The sequence below is a fragment of the Vibrio sp. 1401 genome (assembly GCF_033340295.1).
Genome location: NZ_JAWOWF010000041.1, coordinates 1 through 21075, shown reverse-complemented (window position 1 = coordinate 21075; position 21075 = coordinate 1). Strand labels below are relative to the sequence as shown.

The window sequence follows — 21075 nt, the reverse complement described above, 5'->3', positions numbered from 1 at the left end:
GCTTTTCGTATTCGTTCTTAGCAACTATGGGCGAGCTACAAAACCTACTGCTTCGTATGCTTTCTTAAGCGTTTCAGCCGCTCGTGCCGAGGCTTTCTCAGCGCCTTGCTGCATTACCTCGTCCATGTAAGCACGATCAGCGCGAATACGGTGATATTCTGCTTGAATTGGCTCAAGCATTGCTACAACTGCCTCACCAACATCTTTCTTAAATGGGCCATACATTTCTACGCCTTGGTACTTCGCTTCAATCTCTTCGAAGCTCATGCCTGTCGCCGCAGAGTACAAACCCATTAGGTTAGCAATGCCCGCCTTGTTCTCGATATCATGACGGATACTTGGTGGCGTTTCGGTATCGGTTTGCGCTTTGTTGATCTTCTTAAGGATCGACTTAGGCTCTTCCAGCAGCGTGATAACGTTCTTACGGTTGTCATCAGATTTAGACATCTTCTTCGTTGCGTCTTGAAGGCTCATTACACGCGCATTTACTGTCGGAATGTAAGGCTCTGGAACTTGGAAGATTGGCTGCTCTGGCGAGTAAATATTGTTGAAACGCGTTGCGATATCGCGCGCTAATTCTAGATGTTGCTTCTGGTCACTGCCTACAGGTACTTGGTGTGCACCGTAAAGCAAAATGTCAGCCGCCATCAACACCGGGTAGTCAAATAGACCGACGTTTACGTCATTCGCGTAACGTGCCGATTTGTCTTTAAACTGAGTCATACGGCTCAGCTCACCCATTTGAGTGTAGCAGTTAAGAAGCCAACCTAATTGAGCATGCTCTGGTACATGTGACTGAACAAATAGCGTGCTCTTCTTCGGGTCAACACCAACTGCCAGACAAATTGCCAGTGCGTCTAGAGTTGCTTCATGCAGCGCTTTAGGGTCCTGACGAACCGTAATCGCGTGAAGGTCTACCACACAATATTGGCAATCATAATCGTCTTGCATCTGCTGCCATTGACGTAGAGCACCCAAGTAGTTACCGATACTTAGTTCACCTGAAGGTTGAACACCACTCAATACAATGGGTTTGCTCATTAGAATGATTCCTTTGACTTCTTAATCTAATTAAATGAAAAAAACCGTGCAGTAATAGGTGCACGGTTTACTCAGTGTACTCATTAACGAGTATTTTGGAAGCTCTTTTGTAGCCGTTATGCAGAAACCGCTACAACGTCCAATAATTCTGCCAAACTGTCAGCGACGAAATCTGGATTTGATGCTGAAATAGGTTCACCGTGGTTGTAACCATATGTCAGACCAAATGAGGCACAGCCTGCATTCTTTGCTGCGAGAATGTCGTTTTTCGAGTCGCCAACCATCAGCATTTCACTTGGTTGGATTTGGTGCTTTTCCATCAACCAGTTCAATGCTACTGGGTTTGGTTTTTTCTCTGGGAATGCATCACCGCCAAGGACATCAACGAAGTATTTTGCGATGTCGTGCTTTTCCAAAACGTCAGGCACAAACTTTGAAGGTTTGTTAGTCACCAACGCCATAACAAAGCCCGCTTTGTGCAGCTCTGCTAGTGTCTCTTTTACCGTTGGGTAAAGATGACTTAGCTTGTGACCGCTTTGCTCGTAGTAATCATCAAACAATACACGCGCTTTAGCACGAAGCTCTTCACTCAGCTCCGGGTTGATGGTCAGGCTTTGGCTTAATGAGCGACCAATAAGCACGTCTGCACCGTTACCCACGTAATCACGAACTTGTTCTTCTGAAACCGATGGAAAGCCAAGCGCCTGTACTGCTTGGTCTGCCGCGACAGCTAGATCTGGCACGCTATCAAGCAAAGTACCATCTAGATCGAAGGCGATGAATTTAATGTCTTGTTGAGTCATAACTTCCCTGAGGATTTTTATTTATAAATCGGTGAAAACGACAAAGGATGGCACCCCATCCTTTGTTTTTATCATTATGTCTGATTCTACAGTAACTGTTTGTTTCGTCGTTACTTTGCAGCAATACGCTGACGAACTGCCTCAAACAAACAGATGCCGGATGCTACAGATACGTTCAAGCTTGAAACGCTACCAGCCATTGGGATCTTAATCAAATCGTCGCAGGTTTCACGAGTCAGACGACGCATACCGTCACCTTCTGCCCCCATTACGATAGCAAGGGGTCCAGTCAGTTTTGCTTGGTAGATGTCGTGCGTTGCTTCGCCCGCCGTACCAACAAACCAGATACCTTGCTCTTGCAGTGTACGCATAGTACGAGCCAAGTTAGTCACTCGGATCAATGGCACGACTTCAGCTGCACCACAAGCCACTTTGCTTACGGTTGCGTTCATCGGTGCAGAACGATCTTTCGGTACGATGATCGCCGCAGCACCTGCCGCATCTGCGTTACGTAAACACGCACCAAGATTGTGTGGATCGGTCACGCCGTCTAACACTAATAGCAGTGGTGATTCGTGCTGCGCCAGGATGTCATCTATATCGTTCTCATTCAGCTGCTTCGCTGGTTTCACACGAGCGATGATGCCTTGGTGATTTGCACCGCGCGCTTTGTCATCCAAGGTTTTACGTGTCATCTGCTGAATAGAAACACCACAAACCTGAAGATCATTTAGGATTGGCATTAGGCGATCATCTTGACGACCTTTTAAAACGTACGCCTCGATAAAACGCTCTGGTTCGCGCTCCAATACCGCCTTCACTGCGTGAATGCCGTAGATAAATTCGTTACTCATTGTTTAACCTGTTGTTCTGGTCGTATTGCCTGCGCCAACCGAGTTTGAACTAAGTTGGCGCTTCAACCTACTGCGCTTCTTTTTTAGTGCGCTTGGTTTTCTTCGGCTTACTGTGCGGCTTCTTTTTACGTGCTTTTTTCACTTTAGGCCTCTCGTTGCCTTCGGCGTCACCACGTTTTGGGCCATTACGCTTACTCGTTGCGCCCGTTTCTTCTGGGCGTTTAGTTGGCTCTATCGCAGGAACTGCACGAGCCGCGCCACCTTCTTTCGATGAAGAGCGAGTCGCAGCGCGTTTTTTATCTTTCGCTTTGCGTTTTGCTTCCGCTGCGCGTTTCTTCGCAGTCTTACCTTCGCCGCGTAGCTTACGACTTGTTTCGACCAATTCAAAGTCAATTTGCTTATCATCGAGGTTAACAGCCAGTACTTTTACTTTTACTGCATCACCTAAGCGGTAGATGTTACCGAAACTTTCACCAATAAGTCGTTGACCAATCGGGTCAAATTGATAGTAGTCGTTCGCAAGGGTAGAAATATGCACCAAACCATCGATGTGCAAATCCGTTAAACGTACAAAGAAGCCAAAGCTAGTGACATTAGCAATAACACCGTCTAGTTCGTCACCGACGTGGTCTTGCATATATTCACACTTCAGCCAATCCGCAACATCACGTGTTGCATCATCAGCACGGCGCTCTGTCATCGAACATTGTTCGCCGTAAAAATCCATGTCGTCAAACGAGTAATGATAGCCACCTGTTGGTGTCCAGCGATCTTGATTACGACCTTCTTCTTTAGCAATCAGATACTTGATTGCACGGTGAAGTAACAAGTCAGGGTAACGACGAATTGGCGACGTAAAGTGCGCATAGCGTTTCAATGCCAACCCAAAGTGCCCCGCGTTATCTGCGTTGTATACCGCTTGCTTCATTGAGCGTAGCAGCATGGTCTGAATCAACTCTTGATCTTGACGCCCGGAGATTTGACGTGCGAGATCAGCATAGTCCGTTGGTGAAGGCTCTAAACCACCTTTTAGCTCAAGACCAAGTTCACTTAAGAAGTCACGGAAACCTTGCAGGCGTAATTCACCTGGAGATTCGTGGATACGATAAAGCGCGGGCTCTTTCGCTTTTTCTACCAGCGATGCCGAAGCAATGTTGGCTAAAATCATACATTCTTCGATGATCTTATGCGCGTCATTACGAATTACTGGCTCAATACTTTCGATTTTTCGTTCCGCATTGAAAATAAATTTGGTTTCAACGGTTTCAAATTCGATTGCACCGCGTTGATCTCGTGCTTCTTTCAGCACTTTGTACATCTTGTGCAACTCTTCTAGATGAGAAACAAGCGGCTGGTAGCGCTCACGTAGTTCTTCATCCCCTTCTAGAATCGCGCTCACTTTGCTATATGTGAGACGAGCGTGCGAGTTCATCACCGCCTCGTAATGCTTGTAACCAGACAGCTTACCTGTATCGGAAATGGTCATTTCGCACACCATACACAAGCGATCTACTTGCGGGTTAAGCGAACATAGACCGTTCGACAGTACTTCTGGCAACATCGGCACAACTTGCGACGGGAAATATACTGAGTTACCACGATTGATCGCTTCTTTGTCCAACGCAGAGTCAGGACGAACGTAGTAACTGACGTCAGCAATCGCTACCCATAAACGCCAACCACCTTCTTTGTTCTTTTCACAGTAAACGGCATCATCAAAGTCTCGTGCGTCTTCGCCGTCAATGGTCACTAGTGGCAAATCACGTAGATCCACACGACCAACTTTCGCTTCTTCTGGTACTTCTTCGCCTAAGTTTTCGATTTGTTTATCGACGGCTTCTGGCCATTCGTGAGGGATTTGGTGTGTACGAATCGCAATTTGTGTTTCCATACCTGGTGCCATATTTTCACCAAGGACTTCAACCACTTTACCCATCATGCCGCGTGAGCGTGAGCCACGATCAGTAATTTCAATTACGACTACGTTACCCATGCGTGCACCCGCTTTGTGCTCATTTGGGATCAGGATATCTTGGCTGATACGCGAGTCATCTGGGACAACATAGGAGTATCCATATTCAAGGAAGAAACGACCAACGATTTGATCATTGCGCTCCTCTAGCACACGCACCAAACGTCCTTCACGGCGGCCGCGCTTGCTGTTGTCTGTCGGTTGCACTAAGACAAAATCACCGTGGATGATGTTCTTCATCTGATGGTGCGGTAACAGAATATCATCATCCTTGCCGACGCTGCCTTCTGGACGTACCCAACCATGGCCATCACGATGACCAATCACGTAACCTTTCACCATTTCAAGTTTTTCAGGCAATGCATAGCACTGACGGCGGGTAAACACCAGTTGGCCATCTCGCTCCATCGCACGTAGCCGACGACGCAACCCTTCGTATTGCTCTTCGCCCTCAAGCTTTAGTGCCTCAAACAAGTCGTTACGATTCATTGGAACGCCCGCTTGCTCTAGAAACTCGATGATAAACTCTCGGCTTGGAATTGGATTTTCGTAATTTTTGGATTCACGATCTGCAAAAGGATCGTTTGGAATATTGTCTGACATAGGCACGCCTATCTAGCAAGGAAGGTATATGGCTAGTATATCTGAGTCTCTCGATAAGCTACAGAATTGCTTTGAAAAAAGAATGATCGAGATCGACTCTAGGCATGCAAATGAGTTAAGGACGAGCCAGCAAGATCAAAAGTTCAGAATTGTCACTGAGCAAGGATTCAATCGTGCAGTCATCCAACTCCGCCAGGAAGGCACTTTTTGCTTTCGCCAATTTATCTTTGAGGCGGCAAGCAGGGGTAATATGGCAAAAATCCACACCACAGTTGACTAAATCTAACGGCTCTAAATCGCGCACAACACCACCGACTGTGATTTCAGACGCTGGCTTCATCAGCCGGATACCACCGTTTTTTCCGCGCACGGTATGGACATAACCCAACTGCCCTAACCGATTGATAACTTTAACCATATGGTTGCGTGACACACCAAATAAATCCGTCACTTCGGTAATGCTGGTTAACTCATCTTCCGGCAACGAAGCCAAGAAAATTAAGGTTCTCAACGCATAATCAGTGAAACTAGTTAACTGCATATTCTCTCCCAAAGTGCGACTCAATAGCCCGCTGGTGATGCTAAAAACCCAAACTTGAGCTATCGATAAAAGTGTAAATCTTTTCTTGATCGAAAGATACATTTGAGATACAACTTTAAACATGCATTATAAATACAACTTAAAGTAGGAAGCCCTTATGCTCAGCAATCAAACTATCGAGATCGTCAAAGCGACCGCACCACTCATCGCCGAAACAGGACCAAAACTGACCGCGCACTTTTACGAGCGTATGTTTACTCATAACCCTGAGTTGAAAGATATTTTTAACATGAGTAACCAGCGTAACGGCGATCAGCGTGAAGCATTATTCAACGCTATCTGTGCCTATGCTGCCAATATTGAAAATTTGCCAGCTCTGCTTGGCGCAGTAGAGAAAATTGCGCATAAGCACACGAGCTTTTTGATCACAGAAGATCAGTACCAAATCGTTGGTAAACATTTACTTGCGACAATCGATGAGCTTTTTAATCCAGGTCAAGAAGTGTTGGATGCTTGGGCTGAGGCTTACGGCGTACTTGCGAATGTATTTATTCAGCGCGAAGAACAAATTTACCAACAAAATGAAGCTTTGGAAGGCGGCTGGCGCGGTCTACGCGAATTTGAATTAGTCGATAAAAAGATTGAGAGCAAACACATTTGCAGCTTTGTGTTCAAGCCAACCGATGGCCAAAAAGTGGCGCCGTATAAACCGGGACAATACCTTGGCATCTACATCAACAGTGACCAGTTAGAAAACCAAGAAATTCGCCAATATAGCCTGTCTTCTGCGGTCCAAGAGAACACTTACCGTATCTCGGTAAAACGTGAAGAAGGCGGAAAAGTGTCGAACTACCTGCACGATAACCTGAACATTGGCGAAAAAGTGCAGCTTGCGGCCCCTGCCGGTGATTTCTTTATGGATGCCGAACCACAAACACCCGTTGTTCTAATATCTGCTGGTGTGGGACTTACTCCAACGCTGTCAATGCTAGAAAGTCTCTCAGCACATCAAGCACCTGTAACTTGGGTTCATGCAACAGAAAATGGCCAACAGCATGCTTTCAAGCAACACGTAAACCAACTCGTTGCAGAAAAAGAAAATATGAACGCGCTCGTTTGGTATAACCAACCAACGACAGAAGACAAACTAGGTGAAGACTTCCACTTCACGGGCTTGGTCAATCTGTATGAAATTGAAGCTGCATTAAAGCAAGATAACGTGCAGGTGTACTTCTGTGGCCCTGTAGGATTTATGCAGCACATAGCGAAACAGCTATTAGAACTTGGCGTACCAGAAGAGCAATTCCATTACGAATGCTTCGGTCCACACAAAGTGGTTTAAGCGCTACCAACTATCGGGAAAACAACAAAGCCCACGTGACGTGGGCTTTGTTGTATGAAGTTGTTTGCAATATTGAAGCGTTACCAAAAGGTGTCTCGCCGTTTAGCTCGAGCAATAACGTTTTGTGGCATGCGCTGTTCAAGGCCGTTTCTCAATACAGTTATGCGCTTATGCTGCCGCTTATCTGCTGTGACAGAGTTATATAACCAACGATACGCATCTTCGTAATCGAGTGGACTGCCATAATCACGTAAAAGCAACTCGGCCAGATGAATACGCGCGTTTAGGTTTCCCATTGACGCAGCTTCTCGCAAATATGGAATTGCACGTTCTTTATCTTGCTGTACTAAAGTGCCACGCGAATAGTATCGGCCAATCTGCTCTAGTGCAGCAGGTAACCCCTGATGCGCTGCATTTTCGATGTAGTAAAGACCCAGTTCGACATCTTGCTCGACACACACACCCCAAGCCAACATATCTCCGTATAGAAACTCATAAGCGGGTAAGTTAATTCGAGTCGCACGAGCTACGATATCCTCCACCAGCTGGCAGTTATCAGCGCGCACACGTTGTAAGTGCTTATTTTGCTCAATAAGCTTTATCAGCTCTGCTTCGGTATAGATCGGAACTGGTGCCCCCACATCAGCAACATTGGCTTTCCCTGTGGTAGCAACCAAGGTCAACAACAGTGAAGCAGCCACTGTTCGTAACTTCATAAACGTACCCTTAAGGTATCTAAGAAACCAAAGATCGGTGAAGGATCTCCTCTGCTTGATAACCTTATCGGCAAAAAACAGCTAAGCTTTAGACAATTTTTGCCTCTGATTTAGGCTCAGCGGCAAAAGCTTGCCATATGAGAGTCACGCTGTTTTTGTTCAGATACAAAAAAGCCGACCATAAGGTCGGCTTTTGCAATCTTTAACGGCTATCAATTAAGCTTCGAATGGGTGAACTTTGATGATAGTTTCGTTACGGTCAGGACCTGTAGAGATGATGTCTACTGGAACGCCAGTTAGCTCTTCAATACGCTTGATGTAGTCAAGAGCGGCTTGTGGTAGAGCATCTAGTGACTTAGCACCAAATGTGTTCTCAGACCAACCAGGCATTGTTTCGTAGATTGGCGTTGCTTTTTCGAATGCTTCAGCAGCCATCGGAGAAACTTCTAGCACAGAGCCATCTTCCATCTTGTAACCAGTACAGATTTTTAGCTCTTCTAGACCATCTAGTACGTCTAGTTTAGTTAGACAGAAACCAGATACAGAGTTGATTTGGATTGCACGACGCATAGCAACAGCATCGAACCAACCTGTACGACGTAGACGACCAGTTGTCGCACCGAACTCGTGGCCAACTTCACCTAAGTGCTTACCAATTGGATCTTGCTTATCTAAACCGTCGTATAGTTCAGTCGGGAATGGACCAGCACCAACGCGAGTACAGTACGCTTTTGCGATACCCAAGATGTAACCGATGTGACGAGGACCAAAACCAGAACCTGCAGCAACACCACCAGCAGTCGTGTTAGAAGACGTTACGTACGGGTAAGTACCGTGGTCGATATCAAGTAGTGTACCTTGTGCACCTTCGAACATGATCTTGTCGCCGCGCTTACGTGCTGCGTCTAGTTCGTCAGTTACGTCGATAACCATTGACGTTAGTAGTTCAGCGTAGCCTTTAGCTTGCTCAAGTACTTCTTCGTAGCTTACTGGCTCCGCTTTGTAGAAGTTAACTAGTTGGAAGTTATGGAACTCCATGACTTCTTTTAGCTTCTCTGCGAAAGTCGCCATATCGAATAGGTCGCCAACGCGTAGACCGCGACGAGCAACTTTATCTTCGTATGCTGGACCGATACCACGACCAGTAGTACCGATAGCTTTTTTACCGCGAGCGATTTCGCGAGCTTGGTCCATTGCAACGTGGTAAGGAAGAATTAGCGGACATGCTTCAGAAATGAAAAGACGCTCGCGTACTGGAATACCGCGCTCTTCAAGAGGCTTCATTTCTTTAAGTAGAGCTTCAGGTGATAGTACAACACCGTTACCGATAACACATTTTACGTTATCGCGAAGGATACCTGATGGAATTAAGTGAAGAACGGTTTTTTCACCGTCAATTACGAGAGTGTGACCTGCGTTGTGACCGCCTTGGTAGCGTACCACGTATTTTGCATCTTCAGTTAAAAGGTCTACGATTTTACCTTTACCTTCGTCACCCCATTGGGTGCCTAGAACGACTACGTTATTTCCCATCTTTCCAAGTCTGATTGCTAGTTAAAAATGGATTCTAGCACCGAATCACGCTTCTTGCAGTCATTTTTTGTTCACAGAGTTGCTACCAGAATGTCATCTTGCCGCTTTGTTCATTTTGAAATCAGCATATCACTGATAGTATTTAGCTTTCTCTATTCGACTGGAAAGCGCTATGTCTGAATCCATATGGTTGGCGATTGGGCTCGTCTTGATCGTGGAAGGCATTGGGCCACTGATTGCTCCTAACGGTTGGCGGAATATGGTGGCTCAATTAAGTGAACAACCCAACAATCAGCTACGACGCATCGGTGGCTGCCTAGTAGTTGCTGGAGCCGTCATCGCCATCATGATGAGCTAGCACTTAGCATCAGATACAAAAAAAGGCTCCCTAAGGAGCCTTTTATTTCAATGAGACGCGGAGATTATTTCTCCATGCTGCCCTTCGACTGGTTCATGTATTGGAAGAACTCACTCTTCGGATCAAGCACCAGAATATCGCTCTTAGAGCTGAAGGACTTCTCATACGCACGTAGCGAACGTAGGAAGCTAAAGAACTCAGGGTCTTTGTTGTATGCTTCAGCATAAATCTTCGCAGCTTCAGCATCCGCCTCACCTCGTGTCACACGCGCAGTTTTATCAGCTTCAGCTAGAATAGTTGCTACTTCTAGTTCTGCTTGAGCACGAATAACTTCCGCTTTTTCACGACCTTGAGAACGGTGCTTACGAGCAACGGACTCACGCTCCGCACGCATACGACGGTAGATAGACTCACTGATTTCATCAGGCAGGTTGATTTTCTTCATTCGGAAATCAACGACACGAACACCCAAGTCTTTCATTGCGCTTTCACGCGTGTCTTTCAATACTTCAGACATGATTAGGTCGCGTTCACCATCAATCTCAAGCGCCTCACGAGCCGCTTCAGTTGCGACAACATCGGCACTTGCGTCTTCTGGTAGCACATCATCGTTACGTGGACCAGATACGATCTGTTTGATTTCACGAGCACCGATTTCAGAACGAAGCACGTCCGTCACTTTACGCTCAAGTAGTGCCTCTGCCGTTAGCGAGTTACCACCGCCAGTCGCGAGGTAGTAGCGACCAAAATCTTCAATACGCCACTTCACGTAGGTATCAATGATAACGTCTTTTTTCTCAGACGTTACGAAACGGTCTGCACGGCCATCCATTGTTTGGATACGTGCATCAAGTTGTTTCACACGGTCAAACAAAGGCATCTTGAAATGCAGACCAGGCTCGTAAATTCGAGTGATGTCGTTGTTGTCTTTCAAGACACGACCAAATCGAACCACGATACCGCGCTCACCTTCAGGAATCACAAACAAAGACATCAACATTAATGCCAGTGCGATTACCAGTACAGGGATCATTAACTTACGCATTCTTAGTATCTCCCTTGACGTGAACCTGTTGAACGAGACTGCGAGTTCGAAGTGTCTTCTTGTGTACGATCAGACTCAAGTTGAATTTGATCATAGGTTGAAGATGACTTCGATTTACGTTTGGTATCTGCTTTGCCCTCTTGTCCCGCCAACTTATCAATTGGAAGGTAAAGAAGATTGCCGCTTGATTCCGAGTCAATCAACACTTTCGAAGTGCTTGAGTACACCTCTTCCATTGCGTCAATGTACAGACGATCACGCGTTACACCAGGCGCTGCTTGGTATTCTGGTAGTAGTTTTTCGAACTGTGCTACCTGACCAAGAGCCTCGTTAGTGACACGCTCATTGTAACCTTGTGCTTCTTTCTTCAAACGCTCTGCACGACCCGTTGCCTTAGGCAAGATTTCGTTCTTGTATGCTTCAGCTTCACGAATGAAACGCTCTTCATCCTCACGTGCTGCGATTGCATCATCAAACGCATCTTTCACTTGCTCTGGTGGACGAGCAGACTGGAAGTTCACATCAACAAGTACCAGACCCATATCATAGCTATCAATGATTTGGTTCAGTGTTTCTTGCGTAGTTTGACGAATTTGCTGACGACCACTGGTTAGAATGCTATCCATCAATGAGTCACCAATTACTGCACGTAGTGCAGAATCCGTTGCTTGACGCAAGCTGTCGTCTGCATTGGTTACACGGTACAAGTATTTGTATGGGTCAGTCACTCGGTACTGAACATCCATCGCAACTGTTACAACGTTTTCATCTTTGGTCAGCATTAGACCAGATGCACGTAGTGAACGAATCGCTTGTACGTTTACCGCTTCGTACTCATCAATAAAGCGAGGACGCCAGTTAAGACCTGGGTCTACGATACGATCGTATTTACCTAAACGCAGTACAACACCACGCTCTGCTTCACCGATGGTGTAAAAACCAGCGAAGAACCAAACTGCAACAGCAATCAGAGCAATCACGCCAAAGCCAATTGCACTACCACCACCGCCGCCGATTGGAGAACCACCGCCGCCTTTTTTACCAAACTTGCCGCCCAGCTTTTGACTCAGTTTGTTGAACACTTCATCTAAATCTGGCGGACCTTGATCTCGGCCACCAGGACGCTGGCCACCACGATTATTATTACCCCAAGGGTCATTATCGCGGCCATTGTTGCCGTTGTTATTTCCAGGCTCATTCCACGCCATTAGAAAGCTCCATCATTTGATATGACGTTATACTGTAGCAGTCCTTTAAGTGACTATAAAGCCAGTCAAAACTGCCCCTTCTCTTTTTTCAAGTCTAGACCAATCTACTTGCTGCATTCGAATATCGATCAACAAGTTACCATCCTGGTCATATTCCTCACGTTGAATACACTTCATTTGGAAGAAGGTACTACGGAATCGTCCTTGATACTGTGGAGGAATTCGCAACTGATGCTCGACCATTTGTGACGCCAGACGTTCCGTCAGAGCCTCAAACAGGACATCAATGCCCAACCCATCCATTGCTGAAACCCAAACTGCGCGAGGTACGCCTTCCTCGTCTCGTTCTATACGTGGTTTCTGCGAATCTAGATTGTCGATTTTGTTCATGACAACCAGAGTCGGCACTTCATGCGCGTCGATCTCTTCTAGTACTTCATGAACAGCTTGAATATTCTCACGAAAACGCTCATCACTGGCATCAACAACATGTAACAAAATGTCAGCTTCTTGCGTTTCCTGCAAGGTTGCCTTGAAGGCCGCAACCAAGTCGTGTGGCAAATGTCGAATAAAACCAACCGTGTCTGCCAAGATGGCAGGACCAACATCTGCTAACTCTATCTTACGTAAAGTCGGGTCCAAAGTAGCAAATAATTGATCAGCCGCGTACACGCCAGCTTCTGTAATACGGTTGAAGAGTGTCGACTTACCCGCGTTGGTGTAACCCACAAGTGAAACCGTTGGGATTTCAGCTCGATTTCGGGCGCGGCGCCCTTGTTCACGCTGCTTCGCTACTTTGTCTAAGCGTCGCAGGATGGCTTTGATTCTGTCACGCAATAAGCGACGGTCGGTTTCCAGCTGGGTTTCACCCGGGCCACGTAAACCGATACCACCTTTCTGCCTTTCAAGGTGCGTCCAACCACGAATCAAACGAGTAGAGATATGACGAAGTTGAGCCAGCTCTACCTGTAGCTTACCTTCGTGTGTTCGAGCTCGTTGAGCAAAGATATCGAGAATAAGACCAGTGCGGTCGAGAACTCGACATTGGCACAGTGCTTCGAGGTTACGTTCTTGGGCAGGAGAGAGGGCGTGATTAAAAATCACAATTTCGGCACCCGTTGATTGTACCGCTGTAGCAATCTCTTGGGCCTTACCCTCTCCGACATAGTATTTCGGGTGTGGGGATTGACGACTACCAGTTACCACTTGTAGCGCCTCTACCCCAGCAGAAGAAACCAGCATTTCGAACTCAGCCAGATCTTCCCATTCACCTTCTTGCGTGAAGTTGATATGAACAAGTACGGCTCGCTCACCGGATTCATAACGGTCAAACAAGCAATCAACTCCTTATTTTAAAAATACTCGATGAAGAATTAATCTTCTGATTTCTCTTGTGGACGCTCACCTTGTGGACGTTCACCGCTGTGATGGCTCACTGGACGAGCCGGCACAACTGTTGAGATCGCGTGCTTGTACACCATTTGGTTAACAGTATTCTTCAGCAGGATCACAAATTGATCGAATGATTCGATCTGACCTTGTAGTTTAATACCATTCACAAGGTAGATAGATACCGGGATACGCTCACGACGTAGCGCGTTTAGAAATGGGTCTTGTAGAGATTGCCCCTTAGCCATTTTTATTTTCCTTATTTAATTTGTAGTTGTAATTATTTAGCTAGTGGTGCAATGCAAAAGATACGGCTTTTGCATCTGAGCTAAACGAATCAAAAATGCACTCTAAGTAATTAGCAGCATAGTATAAAAACCGCCAACAACAGATCCTTTGAGAGTGCGTTCACGCAAAAACGATCACATTATACACAGCTATGTCAATCAGATGCTATTGCTTCCGACATCGTTTCTAATGCCTGTTCAATGTTCTCGCTATCCAACCAAGTTAAATCATCCCAGCTGCGTAACCAGGTGATTTGACGCTTGGCCAATTGACGAGTCGCGCATACGCCACGAAATACCGCTTCGTCACGTGTACACTCCCCATCTAAATACTCCCACATCTGTCGGTAACCGACGCATCGTATGGAAGGAAGATCGGGGTGAAGATCTTTTCGCGAATGTAACGCTTTCATTTCTTCTTCAAAGCCCGCTTCCATCATCTTCTCGAAACGGAGTTCAATCCGACGGTGAAGTTCTGCCCTATCCTTGGGAGCTATTGCAAACTGCTTGACTCGGTATGGTAGGCTTTCACCTTTCGTTTGAGTCAATTCAGTCAAAGTTTTACCTGAAATGCGAAATACTTCCAATGCCCGAGATAAACGTTGGGGATCATTGGGATGGATTCTCGCGGCTGACACAGGATCAACCTCTTTGAGTTCATCGTGCAACACTGACCAACCTTTAGTCAATGCCTCTTGTTCAATTTGCTGACGAATTTCAGGATTTGCAGCAGGAAGTGGTGATAAACCTTCAAGTAACGCCTTGTAATACAGCATTGTTCCACCCACAAGAAGTGGAATTTTTCCTTCTGCAACAATATCATCCATCGCTTTCAATGCATCTCGACGAAAGTCGGCAACAGAGTAAGATTCACTTGGATCCAAAATATCTATCAAGCGATGAGGCGCCAAACTTAACTCTTTTTCATCCGGTTTCGCCGTACCGATATCCATCCCTTTGTAGATCAAAGCAGAATCAACACTGATGATCTCAATCGGAAATTTTTGACGAAGACGAATCGCCAGCTCAGTTTTGCCTGATGCAGTTGGCCCCATTAAAAATAGCGCCAAAGGTAGTTTATCTGTCATGGTTTTAATTTGGCTATCGTGGCAGAGAAATCAACAGCGGATACGAATTTTGTATCTTCTAATGGCAATTGACCATGTCTTAGCTGTTCAAGTTCCGCAATAATTTGAATGGCTTCAGAAAAAGTATAGTGACTCTTCACTGTCGTGACCTGTAATGCGAGCCAATCTATCAACTCAGACAGCATCTGAGCCGCTGCTATACCTTCGTTCACACAAGATTGCGCGTAAGATAACAGATCTGGTACTAAATTTTGTAAGTTTTGTTGACGCAGCGGAGCTGGGACGCCCATCACCATTAAGGCGTGCTCGTTTCTCGCTTTCAATTGAATACCAAGCAATGCCAAATCTTGTTGATAATCTTGGGCCAGTCTCACTAATTCGGCCTCTAACTTAATAGATAGAGGAACAAGCAGAGGTTGTGCCTTGAGTGCACCATCGCTTGGAGAAAGCTGGCCTTTTACACGATAAAATTCTGCTCTAGGTAACGAGACTAACGCCGCCCCACTGTCACTGCTCATCAAAACAAATTGTTCATCGACCACCATCAGCGCTTTGCCTAATGCAGTAATCGATGGCATTGATGTGTGCGAAGTTATCGTTTGGGGCGCTATTGGAGTGACTGCCTGAGCCTCAAACTCTGGCGTTTTCAACAGCTCGTGATAAGCGCGTACTTCTTGTTTAGTTGGCGCTGGTTCTACGTGGCGCTCTTTACTGTGACTTGGCTTTGGTGCGGGTTTGGATTCCACCCAATCATTACGTTTGAATGACTCCACTACGCGCACCTCTCGCACGGAGGTTTCACTAGGACCGCTATTACGAGGCTTCACTTCATAATCACTGCGTCCAGGATAAGCCGGTGTACTATCTATCGCTTGATAAACCCGCTCTGGTACTGGTGAAGATGCTGGCTCTTGTACTTTTTCAGGCTCTGGCGAATGCTCAATCTCTTCGGACTCAGTCGGTTCCACGCGATGAAATGCCGATTCATTCACCTGTGGTTTATCAATCACGGCGCTTTGTGAAAGTGCATCCGTCAAAGCTTGATAGATGAAATCATGCACCAAACGAGCTTGGTGGAAACGCACTTCATGCTTAGCAGGGTGAACATTCACATCTACTTGGTGCGGATCTAGCTCAATAAAGAGCACATACGCAGCAAACTGATCTGGCTTTAAGCTCATTTCATAGCTTTGACGAATCGCGTGATTGATTAATTTGTCACGCATCATTCGGCCATTCACATAGCAATATTGTAAATCGCTTTGCTGCCTTGCTCCCTCTGGTGTGGTAATCCACCCATGTAACTTTAACCCTTGATGCTCAAGCTCGATTCTGAGCATATGCCGCACAAACGCATTACCGCAGACAGCAGCAATACGCTTTTCGGTTTGAAGCTGATTTTTCGCCGCGCGATATTGACGGATGATCTTGCCGTTATGACGCACATTGATGGTGACATCAAAGCGGCTTAACGCAATGCGTTTCAATAACTCATCAATATGAGCAAATTCGGTTTTCTCCGTACGAAGAAACTTGCGACGCGCTGGAGTATTAAAAAATAAGTCCAACACCTCAACAGTCGTGCCAATCGGGTGCGCTGCTGGCTTAAGCTTCACCTGCATATCACGCCCTTCGGAGTAGGCACTCCAGGCTTCTTCTTGTGCCGCAGGACGCGACGTGAGCGTCAAACGCGAGACTGAGCTAATACTGGCTAACGCTTCACCGCGAAAACCTAGACTCATAATGGCTTCGAGATCATCTAAGGTATGTATCTTAGATGTCGCATGACGACTGAGCGCTAAGCCAAGTTCATCTTTCGCGATACCTTTTCCGTTATCACGAACACGAATCAGCTTTGCGCCTCCTTTCTCGATATCGATATCGATTCGAGTTGCGCCAGAATCAAGACTATTTTCAACCAGCTCTTTAATCACAGAAGCAGGTCTTTCGACCACTTCCCCTGCGGCGATTTGGTTTGCAAGTCTGGCTGGCAAAATTTTAATCGTCATAATGAGTTAGAAGCTCACCTACTTGTTTGGAATGATCAGGACTTGCCCAACCGCTAGCTGATCAGAGCGTAAGTTATTCGCTTTACGAATGCTCGATACGCTAACGCCGTATTTGGACGCTATTTTGCCAAGGAACTCACCCCGAGAAACCTTGTGCTTACGAATCGGTTTATCTTTTACCGCGACCGTTATCTTCAACTTTTGCCCTACCCACAAGGTATCTGACTTCAAGTTATTCTCTCGGCGGATATCTGAAACCTTCACTTTATAGTGATTCGCAATCTTACCTAAGAACTCACCAGACTTAACCTTGTGCGTAATGGTTTCTGTCTCAACAGTAATCGGTTTACTTGGCACTTTAATCGTACCAGCAGAAGGAATGTTGAGCTTCTGACCAATTGCCAAGCCTGTCGACTTCAAGTTGTTTGCCGACATCAGCGCTTTAGAGCTAAGCCCATATTTGTTCGCGATCACCGATAATGACTCGCCACGCTTTACAATATGTACCATTGGCTTCGCTGAAGGCGAGAACACCGTACCCTCTGGTGGGTTATCTTTTAAGTACTTGACGACCGCCTTAGTGATAGCCTGAGCTAACTTATCTTGGTGCGCTCGTTGAAACAGTAATCGCTCTTCTGTTGGGTTAGAAATAAAGCCCGTTTCCACTAGCACAGACGGAATCTGTGGAGAGCGTAAAACCGCAAGGCTGGTGTTGATCGGTTTGGTGTTATGCAGGTGCGCAACACGTCCCATCTCACCTAGGATTTCTGTTGCCAGCTTATAGCCTTCTTTTTGTGAATGACTAAACTGCAAGTCCAACAAAGTTTGGTTCACGTTACGATCTTTTGTCTTCGTGAAGAACGCATTACCCGAGCCGCCCAATAACTCAGACTGTTTCTCATGGTTCTCGACCCAACGAGCAATTTCGGTATTTGCACGACGAGTATTTAGTACGAAGACCGATCCACCGCGAGGCTTCGGTGAAGTAAACGCATCTGCGTGAATGGAAATCAGCAAGTGCGCATCATTTTCACGAGCAATCGCGACACGACGGTTTAAGTTTACAAAATAATCTCCCGTACGAGTCATGCGCGTTTTAATACCAGGAGTCGCATCGAGCTGAGCAGCAATTTTTCTTGAGATACTCAATACCGCATCTTTCTCGTACTTACGACGTGAAGGGCCAATAGAGCCAGGGTCTTCCCCACCGTGACCAGGGTCGATAACAATTAACACTTCTTGAGCTCGTTGAACTGAACTCATGTCTTTGCTGGCCGCCGCTGGCTTACTCGGTTTAGAGGTCGATGCCTTCTTACCGTGCGGTAAATCAATCACCAAGCGGTGACCATACTGCCCACCTGGTGTTGGGCTTAATTTAAATAATTCCGCTTGAACGCTCTTTTTTAGTTCAAACACCAAACGATAAGTGCCCTTCTCTGGAGGCGAGCTTTTTCGTACCAGTTTTAAAACAGGGCTATCCGTAACAGTAACAGGCAGTTTGGCCTGCATCGTCGTGCTTTTTAAATCCACGACAAGGCGATCCGGCCCTGATAAAGAGAAATAGGAATAGTCAGCTTCCGAGCCTAAATCGATGACAACACGTGTTTCATCAGGTGAAGGCCAAACTCGAAAACTCTTAACGACGTTAGCAAATGCTAAATTGGGGATGAGAAGGAGAAAAGTGGCGACAAACGTCGCCACTACTCTAAAATTTGAAAAACTCAACATAGCTCCAATCGACTGAGTAACTGCACACCATAATCATTATTAGCTGTTAGTTCGGCTACACGTTGCTCACCTTGGTAGCGAATGTTTACATCAAGATCCGGTTGTGGCAGTAAGCCATGCCCTTTTTCAGGCCATTCAACCAAGCAAATCGCATCGTCTGTGAAATAGTCTCGAATCCCCATAAACTCAAGCTCTTCAGGATCCGCAAGACGATAAAGGTCGAAGTGATATACTTGCCACTGATCCAACTGGTACGGTTCGACTAGAGTATAAGTTGGACTTTTCACGTTACCTTGATGACCAAGAGCACGGACAAAACCACGACTAAAGGTTGTTTTACCTGCACCCAAATCACCATGCAGATAAATTGTGGTTTGCTGGGAACAAAGCTGAGCCAAAGCGGTGCCTAGTGCAACCGTTTCATGCTCATCTTTTAAATTGAATTGTTTCGTGCTCATTGATGCTTCTCTAACTAATGATCGTTGACTATATAAAAATCAAAAGAACAGGAATAGTAAACCGTGTTGGTTTTGAGAGACAAGCTTTCAAATGTCATATGTGCGAAAAAAGTATCCAATAAACGGTATCTTAATCATCTTAGTATCGACCTAGATTTAGAATATATGCAAATGACTTCAATAAGCAGTATTCACAACATCAAAAACGTACCTAACTGGGTAGCACCAAAGCCAGAGATCCGTTAAGATCCGCCCCCCTTTATTCCGGTGGTTAACATGAACTACGAACAACTCGCACAACAAATCAAAGTTTGGGGAAAAGAACTCGGCTTCCAAAAAGTTGGGATCTGCGACGTTGATCTGAGTGAACATGAAGCAGCACTACAAAAATGGCTTGATGCAGGCTATCACGGCTCAATGGATTGGATGGCTCGTCACGGTATGATGCGTGCTAGACCCCATGAGCTACTCCCGGGAACCGTTCGCGTTATCAGCGTCCGGATGGACTATCTGCCACCAGAGGCTCAATTCGCTTCGAACCTCGCGAATAAAAGTCATGCCTATATTAGCCGCTACGCACTAGGGCGCGATTATCACAAGCTCGTCAGAAAGCAGCTAAATAAGCTCGGCAAACTTATTGAACAAGAGGTTGGTCAATATGGTTACCGACCTTTCGTTGATTCCGCACCAATATTAGAGCGACCTCTCGCCCAAAAAGCGGGCTTAGGTTGGACAGGGAAACATTCCCTGATTTTAGATCAAGACTGTGGATCGTGGTTCTTTTTAGGTGAACTACTTATCGACTTACCACTACCCGTTGATGAGCCAAGCGTTGATCAGTGCGGTAAATGCAAAGCATGCATTACATCATGCCCAACACAAGCCATCGTTGAAGACAAAGTTGTCGATGCCAGGCGTTGTATCTCTTATCTCACCATCGAGTTCGATGGCGTGATTCCTGAAGAGTTTCGAAAGCCAATGGGTAACCGCATTTATGGTTGTGACGACTGTCAATTGGTTTGCCCATGGAACCGCTACGCCGACATAACGGAGCAAGATGATTTCCACCGTCGTGACAGTTTCAAAAACCCTGACCTCGTCGACATGTTTAACTGGGATGAAGCGACTTTTCTAAAAAATATGGAAGGCTCCGCTATCCGTCGTATTGGTCATATACAGTGGCTACGTAACATCGCTGTCGCACTTGGTAATGCAGAATATAGTCAGCGAATCATAGATGCGCTGGAAAGTCGGCAAGGTGAAAATAAATTACTTGATGAGCACATTAAATGGGCTTTGACAGAGCAACAGAATCAACTCCCCACTGAGAGTAATTCATCTATAGAGACGAAAAAGCAACGCTTAATAAGGATAGTCGAGAAGGGACTGCCGAGAGACGCATAGAGCGTAGTCTATATGCAAGAGATTGAAAGTACTTTTGCATGTTCAATTCATGACCTTGTTCTCAATTTTGTAATGTGGAAAAAAATTTGAGATTCAAGAAAAACAAGCTAGCAGAAAAAAGTTAAACACAGCTCGGAGAAATGACTAGGATCAAAAAAACACCAGTTAATGATCGTATTTTAACGTACTCGATCCGACAAAAAACTTATTTTTTCCTTATATAACAATGAGTTAATTGATATTTCTTTGTTGTTTCCACTTCACTTTAGAGAAAAGATCTTTCTTCCCCATCATAAAAAGTCAAGCTAAAAACACTTTATCAACCAACTTATCCACAGAACGACGTATGTGGATAACTCTGTTAATTAAAGTAGATAAAACACGCGAAGCCTCATCATACTTGTACGTCAGCCGATTCATATCGTGTTTTAAACACAAACGAAATCGTCCGACATCATATGATGCGGATAAAAGTTTAGCTTTTGGGGATTCATGCTTCGCAGCATTATGAAAAAAGCGATGTGATTGGTTGCGAGAAGCAGGCGTTGAATCAAGCGGCGCATCCGTAGACGACTTAACAATTGTATACTAAATAAGTACTCAATCTATCGTCTTGTATTTGGTTGCGGGGGCCGGATTTGAACCGACGACCTTCGGGTTATGAGCCCGACGAGCTACCAAGCTGCTCCACCCCGC

Annotated in this window: 18 protein-coding genes; 3 read left to right on the top strand and 15 right to left on the bottom strand. The window is 45.8% G+C overall.

The genetic code is table 11. From position 1 onward, the window contains the following. Positions 1–24 precede the first annotated feature (24 nt). From trpS to nsrR, 5 genes are all read right to left on the bottom strand, one after another. Positions 25–1041, bottom strand: coding sequence for a tryptophan--tRNA ligase (gene trpS, locus R7Z77_RS18220; protein ID WP_005381398.1), 1017 nt, complete (start codon positions 1039–1041; stop codon positions 25–27). Positions 1042–1157: 116 nt separating this feature from the next. Then, positions 1158–1844 carry a phosphoglycolate phosphatase gene (locus tag R7Z77_RS18215; RefSeq protein WP_005382834.1) on the bottom strand — a complete coding sequence of 229 codons (687 nt, stop codon included), beginning with the start codon at positions 1842–1844 and terminating at the stop codon, positions 1158–1160. Positions 1845–1954: 110 nt separating this feature from the next. Next, positions 1955–2698: a 23S rRNA (guanosine(2251)-2'-O)-methyltransferase RlmB gene (rlmB, locus tag R7Z77_RS18210; protein ID WP_017633733.1), complete on the bottom strand. Its 744-nt coding sequence runs from the start codon at positions 2696–2698 to the stop codon at positions 1955–1957. 67 nt (positions 2699–2765) lie between these two features. Further along, entirely contained in the window at positions 2766–5273 is a 2508-nt protein-coding gene (gene rnr / locus R7Z77_RS18205) for a ribonuclease R (protein WP_318136779.1), read from the bottom strand. A gap of 115 nt (positions 5274–5388) precedes the next feature. Then, positions 5389–5814, bottom strand: a complete 426-nt coding sequence (nsrR, locus tag R7Z77_RS18200; RefSeq protein WP_005381392.1) for a nitric oxide-sensing transcriptional repressor NsrR — start codon at positions 5812–5814, stop codon at positions 5389–5391. Positions 5815–5971: 157 nt separating this feature from the next. Here nsrR and hmpA point away from each other — a divergent pair, with 157 nt between their 5' ends. Beyond that, positions 5972–7156: an NO-inducible flavohemoprotein gene (gene hmpA, locus R7Z77_RS18195; RefSeq protein WP_054575293.1), complete on the top strand. Its 1185-nt coding sequence runs from the start codon at positions 5972–5974 to the stop codon at positions 7154–7156. A gap of 80 nt (positions 7157–7236) precedes the next feature. On the opposite strand, the gene motX is transcribed toward hmpA, so the two are convergent. Together motX and R7Z77_RS18185 are read right to left on the bottom strand one after the other, a co-directional pair. Further along, on the bottom strand, positions 7237–7872 hold the full coding sequence (motX, locus tag R7Z77_RS18190; protein ID WP_054575294.1) for a flagellar protein MotX: 636 nt from the start codon (positions 7870–7872) through the stop codon (positions 7237–7239). A gap of 216 nt (positions 7873–8088) precedes the next feature. Beyond that, positions 8089–9405: an adenylosuccinate synthase gene (locus R7Z77_RS18185; RefSeq protein WP_005381385.1), complete on the bottom strand. Its 1317-nt coding sequence runs from the start codon at positions 9403–9405 to the stop codon at positions 8089–8091. A gap of 172 nt (positions 9406–9577) precedes the next feature. Between R7Z77_RS18185 and R7Z77_RS18180 the strand changes: the two genes are divergently transcribed. Next, a complete protein-coding gene (locus R7Z77_RS18180; protein WP_005381383.1) occupies positions 9578–9763 on the top strand; it encodes a DUF2065 domain-containing protein in 186 nt (61 codons plus the stop codon). A 64-nt stretch (positions 9764–9827) separates the two neighbouring features. Here the strand turns inward: R7Z77_RS18180 and hflC are convergent, their stop codons facing one another. The 8 genes from hflC to tsaE form a co-directional block, all read right to left on the bottom strand. Further along, on the bottom strand, positions 9828–10808 hold the full coding sequence (gene hflC, locus R7Z77_RS18175; RefSeq protein ID WP_005381382.1) for a protease modulator HflC: 981 nt from the start codon (positions 10806–10808) through the stop codon (positions 9828–9830). Positions 10809–10810: 2 nt separating this feature from the next. After that, positions 10811–12016 (bottom strand): FtsH protease activity modulator HflK, encoded by a 1206-nt coding sequence (hflK, locus tag R7Z77_RS18170; RefSeq protein ID WP_005381381.1) that lies wholly within the window; start codon positions 12014–12016, stop codon positions 10811–10813. Positions 12017–12061: 45 nt separating this feature from the next. Continuing rightward, on the bottom strand, positions 12062–13351 hold the full coding sequence (gene hflX, locus R7Z77_RS18165; protein ID WP_005381380.1) for a ribosome rescue GTPase HflX: 1290 nt from the start codon (positions 13349–13351) through the stop codon (positions 12062–12064). A gap of 38 nt (positions 13352–13389) precedes the next feature. Further along, complete coding sequence (hfq, locus tag R7Z77_RS18160) at positions 13390–13653, bottom strand: RNA chaperone Hfq (RefSeq protein WP_005381379.1); 264 nt, start codon at positions 13651–13653, stop codon at positions 13390–13392. Between the two features lie 194 nt (positions 13654–13847). Then, entirely contained in the window at positions 13848–14780 is a 933-nt protein-coding gene (miaA, locus tag R7Z77_RS18155; protein WP_005381378.1) for a tRNA (adenosine(37)-N6)-dimethylallyltransferase MiaA, read from the bottom strand. Then, positions 14777–16789: a DNA mismatch repair endonuclease MutL gene (gene mutL / locus R7Z77_RS18150; RefSeq protein WP_318136778.1), complete on the bottom strand. Its 2013-nt coding sequence runs from the start codon at positions 16787–16789 to the stop codon at positions 14777–14779. Before mutL ends, miaA begins: the two co-directional genes overlap by 4 nt. A gap of 18 nt (positions 16790–16807) precedes the next feature. After that, on the bottom strand, positions 16808–18517 hold the full coding sequence (locus R7Z77_RS18145; RefSeq protein WP_005381374.1) for an N-acetylmuramoyl-L-alanine amidase: 1710 nt from the start codon (positions 18515–18517) through the stop codon (positions 16808–16810). Continuing rightward, positions 18511–18975, bottom strand: coding sequence for a tRNA (adenosine(37)-N6)-threonylcarbamoyltransferase complex ATPase subunit type 1 TsaE (gene tsaE / locus R7Z77_RS18140; protein WP_005381372.1), 465 nt, complete (start codon positions 18973–18975; stop codon positions 18511–18513). The genes R7Z77_RS18145 and tsaE overlap by 7 nt, the downstream gene beginning before the upstream one ends. 276 nt (positions 18976–19251) lie before the next feature. Here tsaE and queG point away from each other — a divergent pair, with 276 nt between their 5' ends. After that, entirely contained in the window at positions 19252–20379 is a 1128-nt protein-coding gene (gene queG / locus R7Z77_RS18135) for a tRNA epoxyqueuosine(34) reductase QueG (protein WP_064354376.1), read from the top strand. Positions 20380–21075 lie beyond the last annotated feature (696 nt).

What these genes read in the sequence shown, in the direction of transcription:
- miaA (WP_005381378.1), bottom strand. Translation starts at nt 14,780, where the DNA reads ATGACAGATAAACTACCTTTGGCGCTATTTTTAATGGGGCCAACTGCA.
- trpS (WP_005381398.1), bottom strand. Translation starts at nt 1,041, where the DNA reads ATGAGCAAACCCATTGTATTGAGTGGTGTTCAACCTTCAGGTGAACTA.
- hflC (WP_005381382.1), bottom strand. Translation starts at nt 10,808, where the DNA reads ATGCGTAAGTTAATGATCCCTGTACTGGTAATCGCACTGGCATTAATG.
- R7Z77_RS18185 (WP_005381385.1), bottom strand. Translation starts at nt 9,405, where the DNA reads ATGGGAAATAACGTAGTCGTTCTAGGCACCCAATGGGGTGACGAAGGT.
- queG (WP_064354376.1), top strand. Translation starts at nt 19,252, where the DNA reads ATGAACTACGAACAACTCGCACAACAAATCAAAGTTTGGGGAAAAGAA.
- motX (WP_054575294.1), bottom strand. Translation starts at nt 7,872, where the DNA reads ATGAAGTTACGAACAGTGGCTGCTTCACTGTTGTTGACCTTGGTTGCT.
- mutL (WP_318136778.1), bottom strand. Translation starts at nt 16,789, where the DNA reads ATGACGATTAAAATTTTGCCAGCCAGACTTGCAAACCAAATCGCCGCA.
- nsrR (WP_005381392.1), bottom strand. Translation starts at nt 5,814, where the DNA reads ATGCAGTTAACTAGTTTCACTGATTATGCGTTGAGAACCTTAATTTTC.
- R7Z77_RS18215 (WP_005382834.1), bottom strand. Translation starts at nt 1,844, where the DNA reads ATGACTCAACAAGACATTAAATTCATCGCCTTCGATCTAGATGGTACT.
- hmpA (WP_054575293.1), top strand. Translation starts at nt 5,972, where the DNA reads ATGCTCAGCAATCAAACTATCGAGATCGTCAAAGCGACCGCACCACTC.
- hfq (WP_005381379.1), bottom strand. Translation starts at nt 13,653, where the DNA reads ATGGCTAAGGGGCAATCTCTACAAGACCCATTTCTAAACGCGCTACGT.
- R7Z77_RS18145 (WP_005381374.1), bottom strand. Translation starts at nt 18,517, where the DNA reads ATGTTGAGTTTTTCAAATTTTAGAGTAGTGGCGACGTTTGTCGCCACT.
- R7Z77_RS18180 (WP_005381383.1), top strand. Translation starts at nt 9,578, where the DNA reads ATGTCTGAATCCATATGGTTGGCGATTGGGCTCGTCTTGATCGTGGAA.
- rnr (WP_318136779.1), bottom strand. Translation starts at nt 5,273, where the DNA reads ATGTCAGACAATATTCCAAACGATCCTTTTGCAGATCGTGAATCCAAA.
- tsaE (WP_005381372.1), bottom strand. Translation starts at nt 18,975, where the DNA reads ATGAGCACGAAACAATTCAATTTAAAAGATGAGCATGAAACGGTTGCA.
- rlmB (WP_017633733.1), bottom strand. Translation starts at nt 2,698, where the DNA reads ATGAGTAACGAATTTATCTACGGCATTCACGCAGTGAAGGCGGTATTG.
- hflK (WP_005381381.1), bottom strand. Translation starts at nt 12,016, where the DNA reads ATGGCGTGGAATGAGCCTGGAAATAACAACGGCAACAATGGCCGCGAT.